Annotated in this window: 22 protein-coding genes; 9 read left to right on the top strand and 13 right to left on the bottom strand. The window is 49.8% G+C overall.

Annotation, left to right across the window (positions count from 1 at the left end):
• The 4 genes from motB to flhD all read right to left on the bottom strand — a co-directional run bounded on the left by motB (nucleotide 1) and on the right by flhD (nucleotide 2,872).
• Nucleotides 1–927, bottom strand: a complete 927-nt coding sequence (gene motB / locus AC6I4B_RS09620) for a flagellar motor protein MotB (protein ID WP_497771270.1) — start codon at nucleotides 925–927, stop codon at nucleotides 1–3.
• Complete coding sequence (gene motA / locus AC6I4B_RS09615; RefSeq protein ID WP_497771269.1) at nucleotides 924–1,817, bottom strand: flagellar motor stator protein MotA; 894 nt, start codon at nucleotides 1,815–1,817, stop codon at nucleotides 924–926. Before motA ends, motB begins: the two co-directional genes overlap by 4 nt.
• Nucleotides 1,818–1,940: 123 nt before the next feature.
• Nucleotides 1,941–2,519, bottom strand: a complete 579-nt coding sequence (gene flhC / locus AC6I4B_RS09610) for a flagellar transcriptional regulator FlhC (RefSeq protein ID WP_497771267.1) — start codon at nucleotides 2,517–2,519, stop codon at nucleotides 1,941–1,943.
• A gap of 2 nt (nucleotides 2,520–2,521) precedes the next feature.
• Nucleotides 2,522–2,872: a flagellar transcriptional regulator FlhD gene (flhD, locus tag AC6I4B_RS09605; RefSeq protein ID WP_497771266.1), complete on the bottom strand. Its 351-nt coding sequence runs from the start codon at nucleotides 2,870–2,872 to the stop codon at nucleotides 2,522–2,524.
• Nucleotides 2,873–3,650: 778 nt separating this feature from the next.
• Between flhD and uspC the strand changes: the two genes are divergently transcribed.
• Nucleotides 3,651–4,070 carry a universal stress protein UspC gene (gene uspC / locus AC6I4B_RS09600; protein ID WP_497771264.1) on the top strand — a complete coding sequence of 140 codons (420 nt, stop codon included), beginning with the start codon at nucleotides 3,651–3,653 and terminating at the stop codon, nucleotides 4,068–4,070.
• 73 nt (nucleotides 4,071–4,143) lie between these two features.
• Here uspC and araH read toward each other — a convergent pair whose 3' ends face one another.
• The 4 genes from araH to AC6I4B_RS09580 form a co-directional block, all read right to left on the bottom strand.
• Entirely contained in the window at nucleotides 4,144–5,124 is a 981-nt protein-coding gene (gene araH, locus AC6I4B_RS09595) for an L-arabinose ABC transporter permease AraH (protein ID WP_497772086.1), read from the bottom strand.
• A gap of 14 nt (nucleotides 5,125–5,138) precedes the next feature.
• On the bottom strand, nucleotides 5,139–6,653 hold the full coding sequence (gene araG, locus AC6I4B_RS09590; protein WP_497771263.1) for an L-arabinose ABC transporter ATP-binding protein AraG: 1,515 nt from the start codon (nucleotides 6,651–6,653) through the stop codon (nucleotides 5,139–5,141).
• Between the two features lie 62 nt (nucleotides 6,654–6,715).
• The gene (locus tag AC6I4B_RS09585) at nucleotides 6,716–7,696 is read right to left on the bottom strand and encodes an arabinose ABC transporter substrate-binding protein (RefSeq protein WP_497771262.1); all 981 of its coding nucleotides are present in this window, start codon (nucleotides 7,694–7,696) and stop codon (nucleotides 6,716–6,718) included.
• 259 nt (nucleotides 7,697–7,955) lie between these two features.
• Nucleotides 7,956–8,513 (bottom strand): DJ-1/PfpI family protein, encoded by a 558-nt coding sequence (locus tag AC6I4B_RS09580; RefSeq protein ID WP_497771260.1) that lies wholly within the window; start codon nucleotides 8,511–8,513, stop codon nucleotides 7,956–7,958.
• Nucleotides 8,514–9,209: 696 nt separating this feature from the next.
• On the opposite strand from AC6I4B_RS09580, the gene AC6I4B_RS09575 reads away from it, so the two are divergent.
• Both AC6I4B_RS09575 and AC6I4B_RS09570 read left to right on the top strand, forming a co-directional pair.
• A complete protein-coding gene (locus tag AC6I4B_RS09575; protein ID WP_497771259.1) occupies nucleotides 9,210–9,704 on the top strand; it encodes a non-heme ferritin-like protein in 495 nt (164 codons plus the stop codon).
• 542 nt (nucleotides 9,705–10,246) lie between these two features.
• Complete coding sequence (locus AC6I4B_RS09570) at nucleotides 10,247–11,881, top strand: methyl-accepting chemotaxis protein (protein ID WP_497771258.1); 1,635 nt, start codon at nucleotides 10,247–10,249, stop codon at nucleotides 11,879–11,881.
• Between the two features lie 138 nt (nucleotides 11,882–12,019).
• Here the strand turns inward: AC6I4B_RS09570 and AC6I4B_RS09565 are convergent, their stop codons facing one another.
• Together AC6I4B_RS09565 and azuC are read right to left on the bottom strand one after the other, a co-directional pair.
• Nucleotides 12,020–12,271: a DUF2766 family protein gene (locus AC6I4B_RS09565; protein WP_497771256.1), complete on the bottom strand. Its 252-nt coding sequence runs from the start codon at nucleotides 12,269–12,271 to the stop codon at nucleotides 12,020–12,022.
• Nucleotides 12,272–12,351: 80 nt separating this feature from the next.
• Nucleotides 12,352–12,441 (bottom strand): stress response protein AzuC, encoded by a 90-nt coding sequence (gene azuC, locus AC6I4B_RS09560; RefSeq protein ID WP_015963980.1) that lies wholly within the window; start codon nucleotides 12,439–12,441, stop codon nucleotides 12,352–12,354.
• Nucleotides 12,442–12,636: 195 nt separating this feature from the next.
• Here azuC and AC6I4B_RS09555 point away from each other — a divergent pair, with 195 nt between their 5' ends.
• Complete coding sequence (locus AC6I4B_RS09555; protein WP_497771254.1) at nucleotides 12,637–14,061, top strand: MFS transporter; 1,425 nt, start codon at nucleotides 12,637–12,639, stop codon at nucleotides 14,059–14,061.
• A gap of 409 nt (nucleotides 14,062–14,470) precedes the next feature.
• Here the strand turns inward: AC6I4B_RS09555 and AC6I4B_RS09550 are convergent, their stop codons facing one another.
• A complete protein-coding gene (locus AC6I4B_RS09550; protein WP_497771253.1) occupies nucleotides 14,471–15,109 on the bottom strand; it encodes an RpiB/LacA/LacB family sugar-phosphate isomerase in 639 nt (212 codons plus the stop codon).
• A 288-nt stretch (nucleotides 15,110–15,397) separates the two neighbouring features.
• Here AC6I4B_RS09550 and yecR point away from each other — a divergent pair, with 288 nt between their 5' ends.
• A complete protein-coding gene (yecR, locus tag AC6I4B_RS09545; RefSeq protein ID WP_497772084.1) occupies nucleotides 15,398–15,733 on the top strand; it encodes a YecR family lipoprotein in 336 nt (111 codons plus the stop codon).
• A gap of 191 nt (nucleotides 15,734–15,924) precedes the next feature.
• Nucleotides 15,925–16,422: a non-heme ferritin gene (gene ftnA, locus AC6I4B_RS09540; RefSeq protein ID WP_497771251.1), complete on the top strand. Its 498-nt coding sequence runs from the start codon at nucleotides 15,925–15,927 to the stop codon at nucleotides 16,420–16,422.
• A gap of 32 nt (nucleotides 16,423–16,454) precedes the next feature.
• Here ftnA and AC6I4B_RS09535 read toward each other — a convergent pair whose 3' ends face one another.
• Nucleotides 16,455–16,694, bottom strand: coding sequence for a YecH family metal-binding protein (locus AC6I4B_RS09535; RefSeq protein WP_497772083.1), 240 nt, complete (start codon nucleotides 16,692–16,694; stop codon nucleotides 16,455–16,457).
• A 195-nt stretch (nucleotides 16,695–16,889) separates the two neighbouring features.
• Between AC6I4B_RS09535 and tyrP the strand changes: the two genes are divergently transcribed.
• Nucleotides 16,890–18,101, top strand: a complete 1,212-nt coding sequence (gene tyrP / locus AC6I4B_RS09530) for a tyrosine transporter TyrP (RefSeq protein WP_497771250.1) — start codon at nucleotides 16,890–16,892, stop codon at nucleotides 18,099–18,101.
• A gap of 215 nt (nucleotides 18,102–18,316) precedes the next feature.
• The gene (locus tag AC6I4B_RS09525; protein WP_497771248.1) at nucleotides 18,317–19,339 is read left to right on the top strand and encodes a glycoside hydrolase family 99-like domain-containing protein; all 1,023 of its coding nucleotides are present in this window, start codon (nucleotides 18,317–18,319) and stop codon (nucleotides 19,337–19,339) included.
• Between the two features lie 67 nt (nucleotides 19,340–19,406).
• On the opposite strand, the gene AC6I4B_RS09520 is transcribed toward AC6I4B_RS09525, so the two are convergent.
• Nucleotides 19,407–20,075, bottom strand: coding sequence for a YecA/YgfB family protein (locus AC6I4B_RS09520; protein ID WP_497771247.1), 669 nt, complete (start codon nucleotides 20,073–20,075; stop codon nucleotides 19,407–19,409).
• A 207-nt stretch (nucleotides 20,076–20,282) separates the two neighbouring features.
• Here AC6I4B_RS09520 and AC6I4B_RS09515 point away from each other — a divergent pair, with 207 nt between their 5' ends.
• Complete coding sequence (locus AC6I4B_RS09515) at nucleotides 20,283–21,392, top strand: AI-2E family transporter (protein WP_497771245.1); 1,110 nt, start codon at nucleotides 20,283–20,285, stop codon at nucleotides 21,390–21,392.
• Nucleotides 21,393–21,397: the final 5 nt, after the last annotated feature.

Genomic DNA, 21,397 nt, shown 5'->3' with positions numbered 1-21,397 from the left:
TCACCTCAAGTCGGGTTGTGGCGGCGTAGAACCAGCCGCTGCTGAAGAGGTATTCGGCGACTGTAATACGCTTAAAGGTTCATTCTGGCTCTCGGCATTCTCATGGAGAATGGCCTGTTCAGCCTGGCTGTTCAGCACCAGCAGGCTGATGCGACGGTTAATCGCATCGGAGCCGCCGTGCTCTGAAAGGCGCATCGAGTTAGACATCCCGACAACGCGCAAAACTTTTCCATCATCCAGCCCACCGGCAACCAGCTCGCGACGCGACGCATTCGCGCGATCCGCCGACAGTTCCCAGTTGCTGTAACCCCGCTCGCCGGTGGCGTAAGGGTAGTCATCGGTGTGACCAGACAGGCTGATTTTGTTAGGAATTTCATTTAATACAGGGGCAATACCGCGCAAAATATCACGCATATACGGCTCCACTTCGGCACTGCCGGTTTTAAACATCGGGCGGTTTTGGCTATCGATAATCTGGATACGTAAGCCTTCCTGCACGAGGTCAATCTTCAGGTGCGGGCGCAGTGCACGCAGTTTTGGGTCGGCCTCAATCAGTTGGTCAAGCTCACCGCGAATACGCTTGAGGCGGTTAGTCTCCATGCGCTTTTTCAGATCCTCAATGGTCGGCTGTTTACGCACTTCACCTTGTTGCTGAGTGACATCATCGCCGCCGCCGGGAATCAGGCTATCGCTGTTCGCCATCCGCTGGCCGCCGGTAATCGCGGTCGCCAGCGGCGTACGGAAGTATTCCGCAATCTGGATCAACTCTTTCGGGCTAGAAATCGAGATGAGCCACATCACCAGAAAGAACGCCATCATTGCCGTCATAAAGTCGGCATAGGCAATCTTCCACGATCCGTGAGCGCTTCCGTGCGATTTATGCTTGCGCCGTTTAACAACGACAATAGGATGCGATTGATTTTTCATGCGTCCTCGGTGGTCGTTTGCTGCTGCCCGGATGGGTTACGCACCGCGCGGACATGTTCTTCCAGTTCGACAAACGAAGGACGCTCGCTGGTGTACAGCGTTTTACGGCCAAATTCGACGGCAATCGGCGGGGCGTAGCCATTAAGATTCGATAACAAAGTAATCTTGACGCACTGCATCATTTTGGTGGTTTCGGCACTTTTTTGGCGCAACACGCTCGCCAGCGGTGAAACAAAGCCGTATGCCAGCAAAATCCCGAGGAATGTCCCCACCATCGCGTGGGCAATCAGCGCCCCAAGCTCCGCCGCCGGGCGGTCAGCAGACCCCAGCGCATGAACCACGCCCATCACCGCCGCAACGATACCAAAGGCTGGCAAAGAGTCCCCCACCAGCGCCAGGCTGTTAGCCGGAACCTCGCTCTCGCTCTCGTAGGTTTCAATCTCCTCATCCATCAGGGCTTCAATTTCAAAGGTGTTCATGTTGCCGCTGATGATTAAGCGCAGGTAATCGACGATAAATTCCAGCATCACCGAGTCGGCAAGAATGCGCGGATAGCTGGCAAAAATTTCGCTCTCTTTCGGGTTTTCGATATCCCGTTCTAGCGAAAACATGCCCTGTTGGCGCGACTTAGCCATCAGGCGATAGAGCAGCGCGAGCAGGTCCATGTACATACTTTTGGTGTATTTCGAGCGGCGAAATAGCAGCGGCAGCGCTTTCAGCGTGCCCTTGATGGCTTTGCCGTTGTTACCAACGATAAAAGCGCCGACACCCGCCCCGCCGATAATAACCAGCTCAGCCGGTTGATACAGTGCTCCAAGGTGTCCGCCGGTCATCATGTAACCGCCGAAAACTGTCCCTAAAACAACCAGGTAACCTATTAAGATAAGCACGCTATCATCCTTCCACTGTTGACTAAGAGGGGAGACAGACGAGCAATTTCACCAACCGACGGGTAAAAAAAAGCAGCGGTCATCAATGACCGCTGCTGGAGTGTTTTCCACACCGAAGGGGGTTTAAACAGCTTGCTCTATCTGTTCATCCAGCAGTTGTGGAATACTATCGGCAACCCTGTCGGAAAGTTTACGTCTTTTTACGGCGCGTGATGGTGGCTGGCAAAGGCTGCAAACAAAGCTGCCCACAGGTTGGTGCGCATGGGTGATAAAATTACCGCCGCAGGAGTAACAACGAGAAAGCTCTAGCATTCCGCTTTCGACAAAGCGAACCAATGTCCATGCTCGAGTAAGCGCCAACAGTGGCCCGGCATCCTGCTGTGGACACTGTTCAAGGTACAGGCGGTAAGCTTTGATCACCGCATCCACGCCGGTGCATTGCCCACTTTTGAGTAAAAACTGCCAGGCGTTACAAAACATGGAAGAGTGAATATTCTGCTCCCATGTCATAAACCAGTCCGTTGAAAACGGTAACATTCCTTTCGGTGGTGGGCTACCCCGTAGCTCTTTGTAAAGTTTAATTAGACGACCACGACTGAGCTGAGTTTCACTTTCCAGCATCTGCAAACGAGCCCCAAGCGTAATCAGCTCCATGGCGAGCTGAATATCGCGGGCTTCCTGAACAATGCTTTTTTCGCTCATCGTCAGGCCCTTTTCTTACGTGCAGGCTCGCCTGAGTTACTGGCTTCATTCAGCAGTCTGGTAGAAAGCAGAATTCCAGTGTGGATCTGCTGTAAATCATCAACTCGTGATTCTTGCGTAAGACGGGTGATGGTTTGTGAATCATCAAAGCGGAACTGGCAAACCAACTGATTAGTTTCCGCAATTTTAACCATCTGTGGGAGAGTCAATTCCCCGAGAACTTTTGCCATATCCTCGTTGATACCGAGACGAAACATAGCAGAAGCTTTATCCTGACCAATCAAACGCTGTGCAAGAAGCAGATACGACAAGTTGATGTCATAGACGTGTTTTAGCAACTCGGATGTATGCATTTTCCCCATCCCGAATAACCAATTATTACTTTATGCGGTCAAACCCCGCATACCCCGTGATGTCGTCGGGCAAGGCCCGAAAAAAGCGAATCGGTCAAAATGCATAGCGATTAGGCAATCTTCTGCAGCATTGTCGGTGGATTTTTAATCACCCTCCGACAACTCTAAACATTTCTTACAATTTACTAAGATTCTTCCTAATTCGACGCAACTTTACTCGTGAGATGTGACACAAGCAATGTTACTTCCTAATAAAACTCAATTTTACGTGACCCCGATCACAATATTGAACATATATGTCACCAGCAATCCATCAGTGTCAATTGTACTTTGAGCGTTTTTCAACCGTTCATGCGACATTTTTACCTAAGTTAGAGAATATTCATTCACTTAAACTATTTAACATACTTGAGCCGAATGACTTTACGCATCTCGCTTTCTGAAAAAGGACCGCAGATCACATTTTCACCTAAAAATTAAAAAATATTATTAATTCAAGCAATTAAAACGCCATTTCATCGCCAGCCAATCAGAACACATAAGACAATCAAATCCTCAGTAGTTATTAACAAACATAAAACATTCATAATATGCATCGATTACTGCGCCAGCACTGGGTTTGTCATGCAATTTGCGCACCATTTACCGCCCAAACAACATAAAGATTTCTTATGTATTAGTGCAAATTTTACACGACGGAATCAACCTTTCCTCTTGCTGAGAAAATCCAAATGGAGTATGAGATATCGAGTGCGTATTCTTCGAGCAAGGAAACCTGATGTCTTATACACACGTTTTAGTGGCCGTTGCGCCCACGCCAGAAAGCCATGCGCTGCTACGGAAAGCCGTTGCCATTGCCCGCCCTGCTAACGCACGCGTTAGCCTGATAACCCTCTCAACTGACCCGGAAATGTATAACCACCTCGCCGCGCCGATGATGGAGAACCTGCGTGAACTCATGCAGGAAGAAACCCGGCAATTTCTGCAAAATCTGACCGACCACGCCGACTATCCTATCTGGCAAAGCCAGATAGCCTGTGGGGAGTTGAGTGAACATGTGAAAGCCTTTTGCCAGGCTCATCAGGTGGACTTAGTGATTTGTGGTAATCACAATCAGAGTTTCTTTTCGCGGGCGACCAGCGCGGCTAAAAATATTGCCGGTAACAGCGGTGTAGACGTGTTATTAGTGACACTGTAACAAAGGCGTGATCGCCGAAAAACGCCAGTGACCTTCACCGCTGGCGTTTTTTATTGTGCTGCAATACGGCGGCTTACACCGTGCGTTTAGCCTTTTGTTTGTAGCGGTCGAAGATAACCGCCGCCAGAAGAATCAAACCGCGCACCACATACTGCGAGAAGGGAGAAATATTCAGCAGGTTCATCGCGTTTTCCACCGTCCCCAGAATTAAGATACCGGCGATGACGTAAGATATTTTACCGATCCCACCTTTCAGCGACACGCCGCCTAATACGCAGGCCGAGATAACAATCAGCTCATAGCCAATTGAGGTCATCGGCTGCCCGCTGGTCATACGCGAAGCCAGAATAATCCCGGCGGCTGCCGACACCAGGCCAGAAAGAACAAAAATAATAATCTTGGTGCGCACTACCGGAACCCCGGCTAATCGCGCCGCTTCTTCGTTGCCGCCAATCGCCAGCGTATTGCGCCCAAAAGTTGTTTTGTTCAGCAGCAGACCAAAGATTATCAGGCAGCCCACCGTTAACCAGATAGGCGCGGGTAACCCCAACCAGTTGGCGTAGCCGAGTGCGAAGAAACGTTCATCTTCAATCCCCACCGCTTTGCCGTCGGAGATGATATAGGCCAGGCCGCGCACAATTTGCATCGTCGCAAGCGTAGTGATTAATGCGTTGATCTTCAGTCTGGCGATGACAAAGCCGTTAATTAAGCCGCTAACTGCGCCTAACAGTAAGCCAGCAAAAATACCGATCCACAGGCTTTCGGTGAGGTTAATCACCACGGCGGTCGTCACCCCCGCACAGGCAATGACCGAGGCAACCGAGAGGTCGAAATCGCCGGAGGCAAGGCAAAAGAGCATCCCGCAGGCGACCATGCCCGACATCGAAATCGCCAGTCCTAGCCCTTTCATGTTGATAAATGAGGCAAAGTTGGGCACAAAAATGGCACAACCGACAAACAATACGGCAAAGACTACCAGCATCCCGTACTGATCCCAAATACGGCTAAAGCTCAATGACGAGCGGCGTGCACCGGGTGTAATCACAGATGACATCATACTCTCCTTACTCAGGCGACGGCCTGACTCACTTTAGGCATAGCCAGGCTTAGCGCCTGTTGCTCATTGGCGCTGCCGTGCAGCAGTTCTCCAGAAATCTCGCCTTCACGCATGACCACAATCCGGTCGGCAACGCCGAGCACTTCTGGCAAGTCGCTTGAGGCGAACAGCACCGCCACGCCGGACGCCGCCAGCGCGTAGATAACGTTGTAGATTTCATGTTTGGCCCCAACATCGATGCCGCGCGTAGGTTCATCAAGCAAGATGACTTTCATCTCCTCCGACAGCCAACGCCCGAGAATCGCCTTCTGCTGGTTGCCACCGGAGAGGTTCATGATGAGCTGCTGCGCGCCCGGCGTTTTAATGTTTAACGATTGGATGTGGTGGTCTGCGTTGCGGGACTCCCACTCATTATTAATCAGGCAGCCAGCATGAATGTGCTTACGGCGGGCGCTGATATTGATATTGTCGCGCACCGAATGCACCGGAATAATGCCTTCGGCTTTACGGTCTTCCGGGCAGAGCATCATGCCAGCACGAATCGCCTGCGCGGGCTTATCAATAACCACCGGGTCACCGTCGATGAAAATCTTCCCGGCGATGAGTTTTGTCCCGCCGAAGATGCCTTTCATCAGCTCACTACGCCCTGCCCCAACTAAACCGAACAGGCCGACGATTTCGCCGCAGCGCACCGACAACGAAATCGGGGTACGCACCCCCAGCGCTTTTACCTGCTCAAGGCGTAGGCGTTCAGCGCCGTATTCACGAGGCTGCCAGCCATAGATATCACCGATATTTCGCCCGACCATCGCCTGCACCAGTTGGTCGTGGCTCACCTGCGGGACGTCGCTAAAGGTGCAAACATAGCGGCCATCTTTAAACACGGTAATGGCATCGCTCAGGGCGAAAATTTCTTCCATACGATGCGAGACATAGATAATCACCCGCCCCTCTTTTCGTAGCTCACGGATCACCCGAAACAGGTTGTCAATTTCGCGCGCAGAGAGCGAACTGGTCGGTTCATCAAACGCGATAACTTTGGCGTTTCGCGCCAGCGCTTTGGCTATTTCCACCATTTGCCACTGGCCGATAGACAAATATTTCAGCGGGGTGTCGGGGTCAATATCCAGCCCCAAGTGCTCTAACTGTATGCGGGCTTTATAATTCAGCAGCGAGCGATTCACGATCCCGCCACGGCCTGGCAATTGTCCAAGATAGATATTTTCTGCCACGGTCATTTCTGGGACGAGATGCAGTTCCTGGTAAATAATGGCGATACCGGCGTTAAGCGCCGCAGTGGTATCGGCAAAAGCGATCTCTTGCCCGCATAGCGCCAGCGTTCCTGCCGTCGGCGCATAATTGCCGCTCAGCACCTTCAGTAACGTTGACTTTCCGGCGCCATTTTCCCCCATCAGGGCATGGATCTGCCCGCTATAGCAGTCAAAGCTGATATCAGAGAGGGCTTTTACACCAGGGAATGTTTTGCTAATACCGCGAAAAGAGAGATAAGGGGTAGACTGTTGCATCGCAACCTCCACAATGACACGCGCCGTCTCCCCCCGCCAAAGCGGGAGGAGAGCCATCAGACTCAAAGTCCTTTTTTCGCCAGCTCTACTTTGAAGTTGTCACGGGTTATCAGCACCACGTCAGTTACCGCCGTAAATTTCGGCGGTTCAGCGCCTTTCTGCACCCAGTTGTAGAGCATTTCACTGGTTTTATAGCCGTGAATATCTGGGCTTGGCAGCAGTGAGCCAAAGAAACCGGTCGCCTGCGCTTTGGACAGTTCATTCACCGCATCAACGCCGTTGATGCCAATTCCAATCACGTTCGCCGCTTTAAAGCCCTGGCCTTCGGTTGCTCGCACACCGCCCAGCACCGTGTTGTCATTCATCCCGACAATCAGCCACTGTTTCACTTCTGGGTGTTGCACCAGTAGAGAGTTACCGGCATCGAATGCACCGGGAATATCGTTAGATTTGGTCGGGACCTGGTAGATTTGTTTTTCCGGGAATCCCGCAGCTTTTAAGGCATCCAGTGAGCCGGTGGTACGGCGGCGCGCGGTATCCAGCTCATTCGCGGTAATCGCCATGACACCGGTCGTTTTCACCTCCCAGCCGCGTTTTTGCATCTCGTTGTACAGTTCCTGCCCTTGACGTGCGCCAATTTCACTTGCCGCCATCATCACCAGGGGAACGGTATCCATCGGTTTGCCTTTAGCGTTCACGAACTGGTCATCGACGGTAATCACTTTCATGTCATAGCCGCGCGCTTTCGCCACAATCGCTGGCCCCAATTTTGGGTCTGGCGTACAAATAACAAAGCCTTTTGCGCCGCTGGCCGCCAGGCTATCGATAGCATTAAGGGTTTTCTCGCCATCCGGCACGGCAATTTTGATGACATCAAAACCGAGGTCTTTACCGGCTTTATCAGCAAATTTCCATTCTGTCTGGAACCAGGGTTCTTCCGGCTGTTTGACCAAAAAACCCAGTTTTAGATTTTCTGCCATAGCTGATTGTGACATAACCGCCGCTAGCCCAATGGCCGCCAACGCTTTGGTAAACTTGTGCATGGTTAACTCCAGCCTTAATATTCTTTTATGTAGGGAAAATCAGATAAACGATTTAAATCAGACATAAAACAAAGTATTAGCTGTTCACTTCACAGCATTAACATTGTTGAAAATAGTAATAGCTCGGAATGAACTTTCCATAAGAGAGCGGCATCACACCGCAGAATTACAGTAGGGTGATGCATAAATTCAGCAGATTTTTACATATCAAGAAGCGTGAATTGTCGGACAATTCACGCTGAGCAGACGGGAATTGGAATTACCAGCGGTAATAGATGTGATCGGCGTGATCGCGAACCGGCGCTTCATCGCCCAGCAGGCGCGCTGCCACGGTGAACGCAAAATCAAAGACATGGCCAAAGCCTTTGCCGCTGATCAGGTTGCCGTCTTCAACGACGGGTGCATCCACATACTCACCATTTTTGACGTCTTGCCATAAATCACCAGAGCACACATAACGGCGGCCTTTCAGCAGGTCGTTGCCAGCCAGTACGCGCGCCGCAGCGGAGCAAATTGGGCAGATAAATTTACCTGCTTCATCGTGTGCTGCGACAAACTTAATGACGTCCTTATTGGCCGCCAGATTGACGCTGCCCTGTGGGCCACCAGGCAGCACGACGGCGTCGTACAGCGTATCAAGGCGTTCTGCCAGCGTCGCGTCTGCCACCATCGGAATATCGTGATAGCTGACTACCGCACGAGATTCAGCGCACGACACCAGTTCAACACCGATATGCAGACGGCGCAGAATATCGATAGTGACAATCGCTTCCCCTTCTTCAAACCCTGGGGCCAGCAGTACTGCAACCTTTTTCATTTTAACTCCTGTAAATTCATCTAAAAATGGCTCTTCCAAAAACGGCGAAACAGGAAGAACTTTGCGTACTCGTAATGACTGGAAATCATCATCCTCTGGGCTTTGATAATCAAAAATGATCTAAAACAAATTAAGCACCATTCAGGTATTTCGAGGCCAAACTGATAATAATCATATAAACATAAACCTTATTATCTATGATGATCTACCGCTAACAAATAATACGTACCAAGCCGACTAAGATCTCATTTCAGGCTAATAAATTAGATTTTGATCACACTTTTTCTCACACTGAAATGCAACAGATTCATCACGATTAACAACGACTTACAATCAAAATAACCATTTGTTATATCGGTGATCATTTAATGCTACATAAAAATATAATTTCACACATTAAGATAATTCAAAGTAGTGTTGTAACTAAGTGTAAAAACAAGATGATTAGAGTTTTATTACAACAAAACTGCGGTTATTCTTTTTTTACAGAATGGGTGATACCTCTTGCGGTTATATATACAAATGATTATTCCAGCAGCATCGCCTACGCAGAAGCTGCTTGAAGAATGATAGGTATATCAGGACTACGTCTAAGCCGTAGTCACACACAAACGCGAAAATAGCGCAGGGTGAGCAGCTATTTAAACGATGCGGTATCACGTGGATCGTTCCGACCTCTTAAATAAGGATATTTGTATGGCCGTCCCTGGAATGGTGCAAAAGCTTAATACACAGATGAATCTTGAGTTTTGTGCATCCAATCATTATTTGCACCTAAGCGAGTGGTGCGCTGAACATCGGCTGACGGGAACGGCGACGTTTCTACGCAAGCGAGCGCAATCCAGCGTCACGCAAATGATGCGGGTGTTTGATTACATGAAGAGATCTGGCGCTTATCCGGTTGTAAAAGCGTTTGAACCTCATGAAGCGAAGTGCACAAATCTTGAAGAACTTTTCCTCAATACCCTTGAAGACCACGCCCAACGCAGTTCAACGTTATTGCAACTGGCGGAGCAAGCGAAAGTACTACAAGACGAAAATACCCTGAGTTTCCTGAACGCGCTGGAACAAGAACAGCAGCAGGACGGCATCTTGCTGAAAATCATTCTTGATGAAGTGCGCATCGCGCATCAAGCCGGGCTTTGCCTCCAGCAAACTGACCGGCATTTACGTAATGTCGTCGCTCTCTAAATCATTTGAGTTGCAGTAACAGACATGTCGTTTGAAGTATGACGCGTATGGCCCACTTATCCCCGCTGCATTTACTGCTGAAACTTCAGAAAGCCGCAACGGGGATCCCTCCCCTGACCGCCCCCACTGCTGCCCTAACAAAATAGCAACATAAAAAAGTTCGAATTTCGAGAAAACAAAAAACCGGGTGTAAACCGTTTCAGCGGTTTTTCCTGGCTATGCCTGCACACTCGGTATGAGTCCTATTTTCTTAAACAGAGAAATTTATATACCAATACCCCAGTCAGACACTGACATAGCAATTTTAAGTAAAAAATAATTCAGTAAAAAGAAATCGATAATGAGCGTAATAAAAACACTAGCGATATACACACAGTTAGCACCCGCAATAACACATTGATAAATAAAAGAAATAACACAACCAGCGATGCTATGCGCGCAACACTAAAAATATCGCGTTAGACAAATATGATGGTAACATCAATAACATACATAAATATTATGTTTCCTTAGAAAGCAACCTCTATTGAATGGTGGATTAAATGTTAAGAAAGTTAAAAATTTCAACGGGAATGCTATTTGTTTTAATCGTGTTTTTTTTAATGCAATCGTCATCCTCGATTTATTTTTTAAAGTTTTTAAGATCGCAGAGCGAACTAAATACGACGATTAGCTTAGAATCAGATAAAGTTAGCGCCCTTGGTAACGTATGGATCGACTTTCTGCAAACCAGAACTTTACTTAACTTAATTTCTAAGGGGGTGGTAAAGGGTGTTTATAAAAATGATGCCGAAAAAAACAAACGCTTAGACTTCGCCACCAATTTTGTTAAACAAGCCAAAACAGATTGGCTAAAGTTCAAAGCCATGCCAACTTCGCTGAGTAGTGACCTTGAAAAGAAGCTGGAAATTGCATTTGAAAAAAACTATGAAGCTCAGTTTATATTAATCGACTACTTACGTAAGGGCATGGTAGATAGCTTTGACGATCATCCTACAGGTTCGCTTCAGGATGAATTCGAAAAAGCATATAATGCTTATTATCGCGAGTACAATAATTACAACCACGGGTTAGTGGAAGATAGTCATAAAAATGAGACACTAACCACATGGATAATCGTATTCCTCCTCATCACCCTTTGCATTATTATCGCCACCGTCTGGTTCAGCATTCGCAATGTCCTCATTTCACCATTAAACCGCATTGTTGAAAGTATTCAGCATATCGCCAAAGGCGATCTGGTCAGGCCCATTGATGCTGCGGGCAGTGAGGAAATCGAGACGCTGGCGGAGACATTACGTCATATGCAGCATGAACTTGCCAGAACCGTGGGAGATGTGCGTGACGGCGCGAATGTCATTTACAGCGGAGCAATTGAAATTTCTGCCGGTAATAACGATCTGTCTTCACGTACTGAGCAGCAGGCCGCCTCTCTGGAAGAAACGGCAGCCAGCATGGAGCAGCTGACGGCGACGGTGTATCAGAATGCTGAAAATGCCCGCCAGGTCAGTAATCTGGCACTGACGGCATCAGAAACCGCGCAGCGTGGCGGTAAGGTTGTCGATGATGTGGTTGATACCATGCGCGATATCAGCGGCAGCTCACAAAAAATCTCTGACATCATCAGAGTGATTGATAGCATTGCCTTCCAGACCAACATTCTGGCGCTTAACGCCGCAGTAGAAGCCGCGCGAGCTGGTGAGCAGGGACGCGGTTTTGCTGTTGTGGCAGGTGAAGTCCGTAACCTGGCGCAACGCAGCGCACAGGCCACTCGTGAAATTAAAGACCTGATTGAGGATTCTGTCAGCAAGGTGGGCGCAGGTTCGGCGCTGGTCGAGCGAGCAGGTGAAACGATGGGTGAAATCGTTAACGCAGTGACCAAAGTCACCGATATTATGGGCGAAATCGCATCGGCATCCGATGAGCAGAGCCGGGGTATCGATCAGGTCAGTCTGGCCGTGACTGAGATTGATAGGGTAACGCAGCAGAATGCGGCACTGGTTGAACAATCAGCGGCGGCGGCAGAATCACTCGAAGAGCAGGCAAGAAAACTGACCCAGTCTATGGCAGTATTCAATATTAAGTCTGAATCACATCGCATGGGCCATGGCGACTATAAAGCGACGCCTATGTCGGCGATACAAAATAACGACGAAGATAACTGGGAAACAACCTAACCCAAGCTAAGCCGCCCTGCCAGCGCAGGGCATCTACTTTCTATTCCCCAATTTCCCCTATAAACGCAACAAGGGCGGATAATCCGCCCTTGTTGGTTCAACGTTCAGGGCAACGCACACCCTACCCGTCATTAATTTTTAGTGCGTTGCATCCTGCGGCGTAAATTTCAGCTCAATCAGTGCAATCGCTTTCTGAATCGCCCGCTGTGTTACCGGGTCTGCCCCTGCCGGATGAGTAGTGAAATCAATAGATTTCAACTGGCTAGCCATTTTGTCACGAACTTCAACCGGGGCGATAACGTCAATAACGTCAAGGATCTGTTTGATAACGAGCTGGCAGGCAACCACATCGGAAACCAGTTCATCGTTAGGGGTAAGGTTTTGGGACATTTTTTGCTCCTTTTTTGCGGAGCGTAATAGTAACCTACTTTCGCAGAAGATAAAAAAACCTGCCGCAGCAGGTTTTTTTATCAGAACATAGCGCCTGGCGGTACGTCTTTAAAGGTCTTGCAGTAATTTTCAAACATGCTTTTGAGGATTTTACGCATACGTTGTTTCATGTTAATACCCATTATTGTTATGCAGATGTTATTGTCTTTAGGGGTATAATATGACCACCATCACAAAAATCAATCGATTTGCGATGTAAATCACACAGAGTTTATTAATTAAGTTAAATTTGTTATATAAAACCACAACTTACAATATCTACAAAATTTGTAAATTTTACGAATTATTTTGATAGGGTAAAAACAATGAGTGAGCCTCTACAGGCCCAGGTCAGCCGTGGGGTGTCCCCTGCGGCACTGCTGGTAGCCGGTGCATTCTTTATGGAGTTCCTTGATGGCACAGTGATTGCCACCGCATTACCTGACATGGCGAAAACCTTCGGCGTCGAAGCCGTGGACCTGAATATCGGCATTAGCGCCTACCTCATCACTCTCGCCGTATTGATTCCCGCCAGCGGTTGGATAGCCGATCGCTTCGGCGCACGCACCATTTTTAGCCTGGCGCTAGCCATCTTTACCGTCTCGTCCGTATTTTGCGGGCTAGCCACCAGCGCCGACAGCTTTGTGGCAATGCGTATTTTACAAGGTGTGGGCGGCGCGCTGATGGTCCCGGTGGGGCGTCTTGCCGTCCTGCGCACCACACCGAAACATCTGCTGATCACCGCCATTGCGACCCTGACCTGGCCGGCGCTAATCGCCCCTATTATTGGGCCGCCGCTGGGCGGGTTTATCGTAAGCGTCGCCGACTGGCGCTGGATTTTCTTTATTAACGTCCCGCTCGGTATAATCGCGATTCTTCTTTCGCTGCGCATTATTCCGAACATTCGCGATGATGAGCGCCGCCCGTTTGATTTACCCGGTTTCCTTGCAACGTCCGTATCGATGGTCAGCCTGGTTTATGCGATGGAACTGCTGGGAGCAGAGAAAATGCAGGCCGGATTAGTGGTGGCGCTACTGATTCTTGGTGCGGCGACGTTCTATTTTTCGCTGTACCACTTCCGCCGCAGTCGGTGGCCCATGATCCGCCTGGACGCCCTTAAGGTTGCGACTTTCCGGGTCACGATGTACGGTGGCTCGCTGTTTCGAGCCTCGATTAGCGCGGTTCCGTTTTTACTGCCGCTGCTGTTCCAGGTGGGTTTTGGCATGGATCCGTTCCATTCTGGGCTGCTGGTGCTGGCGGTGTTTGTCGGCAACCTGACGATAAAACCCGCCACCACGCCACTTATTCGCTGGCTGGGTTTCCGCCGTTTGCTGCTGATCAACGGTGCGCTCAACGTTTTGGCGCTCGCAGCCTGCGCGCTTTTAACCCCACAAACGCCGGTTTGGGTCATTATGCTGGTGCTCTATTTGGGCGGCGTGTTCCGTTCAATCCAGTTTACCGGCGTCAGCACACTGGCGTTCGCTGACGTTCCCTCACCGCAAATGAGTTATGCCAATACGCTGTTCAGCACCGCCAGCCAACTGGCTATCGGTCTGGGCATTACGCTGGGCGCGATTGGCATCCGCATTGGCGAAAAAGTCAGTGATGTACTGGCACTTAGCGCCGTGCCGGGCATCAGTTTCCGGCTGGCGTTTATTTTTATTGCGCTGATTTGCCTGGTCGGGATGATTGATACCCTGCACCTCACGCGGGATGCGGGCAGTTCGGTGTCAAAGAAAGTCAAAACCTAAACGTTGAAAACAAAAAAACCACGTAGATGCCACCCACGTCAGTGCGATCTTTGAATGAATAGCCAGAACCAGCGTTGCTGAAACCGATGAGTCCCCGATGGAAATCGGCGAGCCGGAGAAAGGAAGACAAGGTCAGACTGCCAGGGATGGCGGGATGAGGCGAATCGAGACAGGATGTCGAGTTTCGCCGTGCCGCAGGCTGGAGTTCGCAGGCGAGCGTAGTGCGAAGCACCGATTTCCCTGCGGGGCCGCAGGGATTGTTAAGGGGGACTCGGCAGTCCCCCTTAACCCGTTCACCGGTGCATAGATTTCATTTTCTGCAAAACATAAAGTGAACGGAATGTGGCGCTTAACTGATAAGCGTTGCGCCGGATGGCGTAGGTTTTTATTACGCTACAGCGACACAGCCTTATGCCAGAATCTCGCGAACAAAAGCTTCAATCTCTTTGTTCTGGCAGTTTTCGAAGAAGCACTCCTGGAAGCGCTGGCCCGAAACGGCGGTTTTCACCAGCTCAGGGTCAATAGCACGCAGGGTGTCGAGGTAGTTTTCTTTCACCACGGCGGCTTTTACCTGGTTCAGGATGCCCGCGTTACGTACCTGTGGCTCTTTACGCTCTGGCGGATAACCTTCACCGTTACGGCCAGTAAAGGCTTTTTCAAACATGTAACGTACGTTCAGCTCTGCGCCCCAGCCGAAACCTTTCGCGAATGCCAGAGACAGCGCGTTACCGTTGTTGATCTGTGCAAACAGGAACGCATCTGCGGGATCCAGGCAGTAACCACACACTACGCCAGGATGAATGTTCAGAGACATCATCGCACCCTGGCCTGTGCCGCAGCCAGTAACCACGAAATCTACCGCTTTGGAGTTCAGCAGGATGCTGGCCATGATACCCAGGTGGATGTAGGTCAGGTGATGATCGTTTTCATCACACATACCCACGTTGTATACCGGGAAGCCTTTTTCATCGGCAACGGCTTTTAACTCATGATGAATAGTCGCGTTTTTGCTGGCCTGGCTATTTTCCATCATCAGTGCAATTTTCATTCTTTTCTCTCCTGAAAGCTACGCGGGGTCGTCCGCAGTCTTCGATTACGTTGCGTTAACCTTACTACCAGACAAACGCACTTTCAAATTTTATGAAAAATGGTTTTAATTTTTACTAATGAGGTCACATTTTTACGCTTTGCCGTTGCCCCCAGCATTCTATGTTGCATAAAACGATCTCATACCACCAGTGAATGGATTAACCCTCTGTTTTAGCGACTATTCGAGGAATTGTTTACCAGAGCGACTGTTATAATGAGCCTACGACAGATTGCGCAGAGCGAAATGATGAAAAGCTTCATTCTTATCCCCGCCCTCCTGGCCCTTTCGGCGTGCTCAGTACCCCGCACGGCCAGCGTGAGCGAAGTCGATGCCAATAGTGGCATCGTGCGTCTAACCTACGGGCAGGCTATTTTGCAAAACGCCAGAACCGACGACTACCTGGTGCGCTCCGAGGCCAACAAAGCCTGCCAGCAAATCGGCTATGCCACCGCCGTTTCCTACGGCCAGCCCATTACCACCTGCTCCTCCACCAGCGGACCGCTGTGCATCAACGAACGCATTACCCTCCAGTATCAATGCCGTGGCGTTGCCAATATTCCTGCTTCTGCTGCCTATTATTAATGCCTCCACGCCGGTATTTCCGGCGTCATTAAAATAGTTTCTTATATATCGTTATATTTATGCCAATGCGTTTTATTCCCATTCTCATTATTAAATAAACAATTTTATATTTACCTTTTGCAAATAAATTAATAACAATTTATAGTGCCAATGTAATTAACTTGTAACGTATTTTTCCTGGAGCAAAACTCATGCTTAAAGCGGCAATGATCGAGAAATTAAACGAGCAGATGAATCTCGAACTTTATTCTTCCCTGCTCTATCAACAGATGAGCGCCTGGTGCAGTTTTAATAGCTTTGAAGGGGCCGCCGCTTTCTTACGCCGCCACGCCCAGGAAGAAATGACCCACATGCAGCGCCTGTTCGACTACCTGACCGACACCGGCAGCCTGCCGCGCATTAACACCGTGCCGACCCCGTTTGCCGAATATGCATCGCTGGATGACCTGTTCCGCGTGACCTATGAACATGAGCAGTTGATTACCGGCAAAATTAATGAGCTGGCCCATGCGGCGATGACCAATCAGGATTATCCAACCTTTAATTTCCTGCAATGGTACGTTGCTGAACAACACGAAGAAGAGAAACTGTTTAAATCCGTTATTGATAAATTAACGCTGGCGGGTAAAAGCGGCGAAGGGCTGTACTTTATTGATAAAGAGCTGGCAACGCTCGATACGCAAAATTAATTATTGGGCGGCGGCGTTAGCGCCGCTGCCCATTAATGCCGGCAAATTTTACTTTCGGCTGTCGTAAAACCTGATTCCTGCGGAATAAATTTTCCTTTCTTATGCAGAAATGCAACCAGCTCCGCTGCACTCATATTTTCCGCTGAACAAGTGTGAAAACGTGCCTGCTCGCCAAACCGCGCGTGAATTGCCGCTTCCAGACTTTCAATGCTGTATTGCTCGCCGGAAGCAATCATCATATTCAGCACTTCGTGACCGTGAATTGAGTCCATTATTCCTCTCCCCAAAAAAAGCCACCATAACCTGTATTTTTGTTGCATGTTTTGCGCTAGCGCAGCTTTCACATTTCTCGCGTCAGCGTAAAGATAGCTGTACATGTACTGTAATTCGAATTTGACGAAAATGCTGAATTCACATACTCTGCGCGGCATGATAAGTGGTTAGTAGGTTCTGTAGCAGAGGAAAGCGTGAAAAACCGTACCCTGGGAAGTATTTTAATCGTCGCCGGAACAACTATCGGCGCAGGAATGCTGGCAATGCCATTGGCATCGGCTGGCGTTGGCTTCGGCGTAACTTTAGCGTTACTGGTAGGGCTGTGGGCATTGATGTGCTACACCGCGCTGCTGCTGCTGGAAGTGTATCAACACGTTCCTGCCGATACCGGGCTGGGGTCGCTGGCGTTGCGTTATCTTGGTCGCTACGGGCAGTGGATCACCGGATTTAGCATGATGTTCTTGATGTATGCGCTCACGGCGGCATACATCAGCGGCGCTGGCGAACTGCTGGCCTCAAGTCTCAGCCAGTGGCTGAGCGTCGATATGCCGCCTGCGCTTGGCGTGCTGCTGTTTACCACTATTGGTGGTCTGGTTATCTGCATCGGCACTTCGCTGGTCGATCTGTTTAACCGCTTTCTGTTCAGCGCCAAAATCATCTTCTTGATTGTGATGCTGGTACTGCTGCTGCCGCATATTCATAAGATTAACCTGCTGACACTGCCGCTGGAGCAAGGCCTGGCGCTCTCCGCGATACCGGTTATCTTCACGTCGTTTGGTTTCCATGGCAGTGTGCCGAGTATTGTCAGCTACATGAACGGCGATATTCGTAAACTGCGCCGCGTCTTTGTGATTGGTAGCGCTATTCCACTGGTGGCGTATCTGTTCTGGCAGCTTGCCACTCTTGGCAGCATCGACTCACCGGTATTCAGCGCTCTGATGGCTCAGCACACCGGTCTGAACGGCCTGCTGATGGCGATTCGTGAAGTGGTGGCTTCCGCACACGTTGAGCTGGCGGTGCATCTGTTTGCCGACCTGGCGTTAGCGACGTCATTCCTCGGTGTCGCATTAGGGCTGTTCGATTATCTGGCTGATCTGTTCCAGCGCAAAAATTCTGTTCGTGGGCGTCTGCAAACAGGGGCGATCACCTTCCTGCCACCATTGGCATTTGCGTTGTTTTATCCGCGTGGGTTTGTGATGGCGCTGGGTTATGCCGGGGTCGCGCTGGCGGTTCTGGCATTGATTATCCCATCGCTACTGACGCTGCAAAGCCGTAAGCATCACCCACAGGGCGGCTACCGCGTCGCCGGTGGCGCACCGATGCTGTGGCTGGTCTTCGCCTGCGGCATTGCGGTTATCGCCATTCAGATAGGCATCGCCACTGGGTTATTGCCGTCTGTGGGCTAAAAAAACCAATGCAGAACAGAGAGCGGCTCATTTAATATGAGTCGCTCTTTTTTTGTCCTGAATAAGCATTATATATAATTAAAAGCAGGCATTAGTTATTCCATTTAATAGTTTCATGAATACTTCGAAATATAAATAACGCCCCTTCGCTTACTCTGACGCTTCTGTGATGTCAAATCTTAAAATACGCCATTCCTTGCCATATTAATCTGCTGATGGCAATCAACAGAAGGTTTGCAGGCCATATGCAGCCCAAAGTTCCGCTGTGGGGCTATGAAGATGAAGCCGATCCGTTAGTGATGGAAAAGAAAATTAACGCAGCAGCGAGCCACGGCCTTTCAGCCTTTATCTTTGATTGGTACTGGCACAAAGAAGGTCCATTTCTTGAACGCTGCCTTGAAGAAGGCTATTTGAAGGCAAGCAACAATAGCGATGTTAAATTTGCCATTATGTGGGCCAATCACGACTGGCTGGAAATTCATCCGGCGAGCCGCTACCAGCCATACCCTACTCGCCTGACCAGAGCAGTCCCGGAGCCGGTATTTATCGAGGCTACCGATCATATTATTGAACACTATTTCACCCATCCTTCGTACTGGAAAATAGACGGTAAAGTTTATTTTTCAATTTACGAAATGATGAGTCTGGTTGAAGGGCTTGGAGGGCTAAGTCAGACCAAAAGGGTGTTGGATGCTTTCAGCCAAAAAGTACGTTCACGCGGACTTGGTGAAATACATTTAAATGCCGTGGTGTGGGGAATTGAAACGTTACCCAGTGAGAATAGCCTTAACAATCCTGATGAAGTAATTGCCTATCTGGGCATCGACAGCGTCACCAGTTACGTATGGGTGCATCATATTGAACCCGGCCATTTTCCTGACAGCCCTTATAACGAGATCCGCGAGTGCGCGAAAACAGAACATGCGCGCTTAAGTAGCCAATACGTACTGCCTTATATTCCCAACGTAACGGTCGGCTGGGATTCCTCCCCCAGAACGATACAGAGCGACAGGTTTGATGATATTGGCTACCCGTACTTTCCGGTTTATACGGAGAATACACCACAGGAGTTCGAAAAAGCGCTGCGGGATGTTAAATGCTTTATGGATGCCGAGAATTCGGTCTTTGCCGTGTGTACCATCAATGCGTGGAATGAATGGACGGAGGGAAGCTATCTGGAGCCGGACACCGCGTATGGCTATCAATATTTAGAAGCCATCAAAAAAGTCTTTAGCTAATGAGATAAGCCCGCTGGCGCTACGTTACCGGGCCTACCGGATAAACGCCGCGCCACGGGCTATGCGGTTATTTCGCTAAGCAGCACTGCTTATATTTTTTGCCGCTGCCGCACGAGCACGGATCGTTACGGCCAATCTTTTGCTCGTTTTTTATCGGTTGCAGCACAGGCGCTTCTTTCGGATTTTCCATCCAGTAATCAAACAGCGTTAACGCCGCTGGGCGAATCTTATCAACGCTTTCGATATATTCATCCGCCGTGAAAGCGTCCAGCCTCGCGCTGTTGGCTTCGTCACCGTGCAGCGCAATGCACTCCAGCGCCGCCTGTTGTTCCGCCGGCAAACCCGTCCAATCACTCATGCCGACGCCGCGCAGGTAGCCGTAGCACCATTCTTCAACGATAGTCAGCTCCTGCCCTTCTTCTTCACGCGTACCAAACAGGGGGTCAAACTGATCCGGATAATCGTTCAAGCGATCGGCAATATCACTCATGTGTTGCAGCGTCAGGTTTACAAAACGATCGCGCTCGCGATCGGTCGCCCAGCGCGGCACGTTATCGGCCCCACCCCATACAGCGAACATCCACTCTGCGGGTTCAATATCCAACGGAGACGACAGAATAGCCGTCAACATCCCGTCCAGTTCAGAGACGTCAATAATTGACGCATCGGTGGCATATTTGGCAATGGTTTCATCCAGCCATTCCAGTTCGCTTTCGGTTAATGGTCCCGTTTTCATACTCAATCTCTATCGTGGTTGATGAGGCATATCAGATTAGGGCGCAATGATGCAGTAGTTTGCCGTTGAACTCCAGCGCGACGTGGCTATACGCCGCCCGGATACGCTTTGTTGGCCATGATATAAAGCTTCAGGGCGCGTCTGGGGTTGGTAAATCTGCCGATCGGTTCTATAGTCAACACGGTATATTTGTCACAGGAATCACTAATGCGATTTAACGGACTGACCAAAGGTTTCTTCATTTTTATTCTTGCCCTTGTCACCTGGGCGTTCTTCGATGTGCTGTCTCCTTACTTTTCCGCCATTCTGTGGGCCGCGATATTAACCGTCATCTTTAACCCGGTGAAAAACAAATTGCGCAGCGCTTTGGGAGAACGTAACGGGCTGGCATCACTGCTCACCATCGGCCTTATCTGCCTGATTGTATTTATCCCATTGATGATAATCCTGTCGTCACTGGCGCTTGAACTGAATGTGGTTTACACCAAACTGCAACAAAACAACACTCAGTTCCCGGAAGTGATCGCCAGTATTTTCTCTCATCTTCCGCATTGGGCGAGCCGGTTCCTGACCGAGCACAACCTGGATAACGCAGCCCAAATCCAGAAAAAACTGTCCGATGTGGTGTTGCAGGGTGGGCAGTATCTGGCGGGTAGCGCGTTCCTGATTGGTAAGGGGACGTTCGGCTTTGCCATTAGCTTTGGCATCATGCTGTACCTGCTGTTCTTCCTGCTAAAAGACGGGCCGTATCTGGTGCGCCAGATTCTGGACTCGCTGCCGCTGTCTGATTTCGTGAAACAGCATCTGTTCGCTAAATTTGTCGGCGTGACCAGAGCTACGGTCAAAGGCACGGCGGTAGTGGCCGTGGTGCAAGGGACGCTCGGCGGCATCGCGTTTGCGATTGTCGATATCGACGGCAGCGTGCTGTGGGGCGCACTGATGGCGTTTCTTTCCCTGGTGCCTGCCGTAGGCTCGGCGATTGTCTGGGTTCCCGCCGCCATTTTTCTTTTTGCAACACAACAACTGTGGCAAGGGCTGTTTATCGTCGGCTTCTTCGTGATTATCGTCGGCCTGGTAGACAACATCCTGCGCCCGCTGCTGGTGGGTAAAGATACCAAAATGCCGGACTACCTGATCCTGATATCCACGCTTGGCGGCATGGAAATCTACGGTATTAACGGTTTTGTCATCGGCCCGCTGATTGCGGCGCTGTTCCTGGCAAGCTGGAATCTGTTTTCCGGGCGCGATCACGAGGGCAACGTTGAGGGAATCGACGAGGCTTTTATGGAAGAGGGAAAAAACCCTCCAGATATGTAACATCA

The sequence above is a fragment of the Kluyvera fluvialis genome, assembly GCF_059725275.1.
Note: the sequence above shows the minus strand (reverse complement) of the source record. Positions and strands in the feature narration are given on the sequence as shown.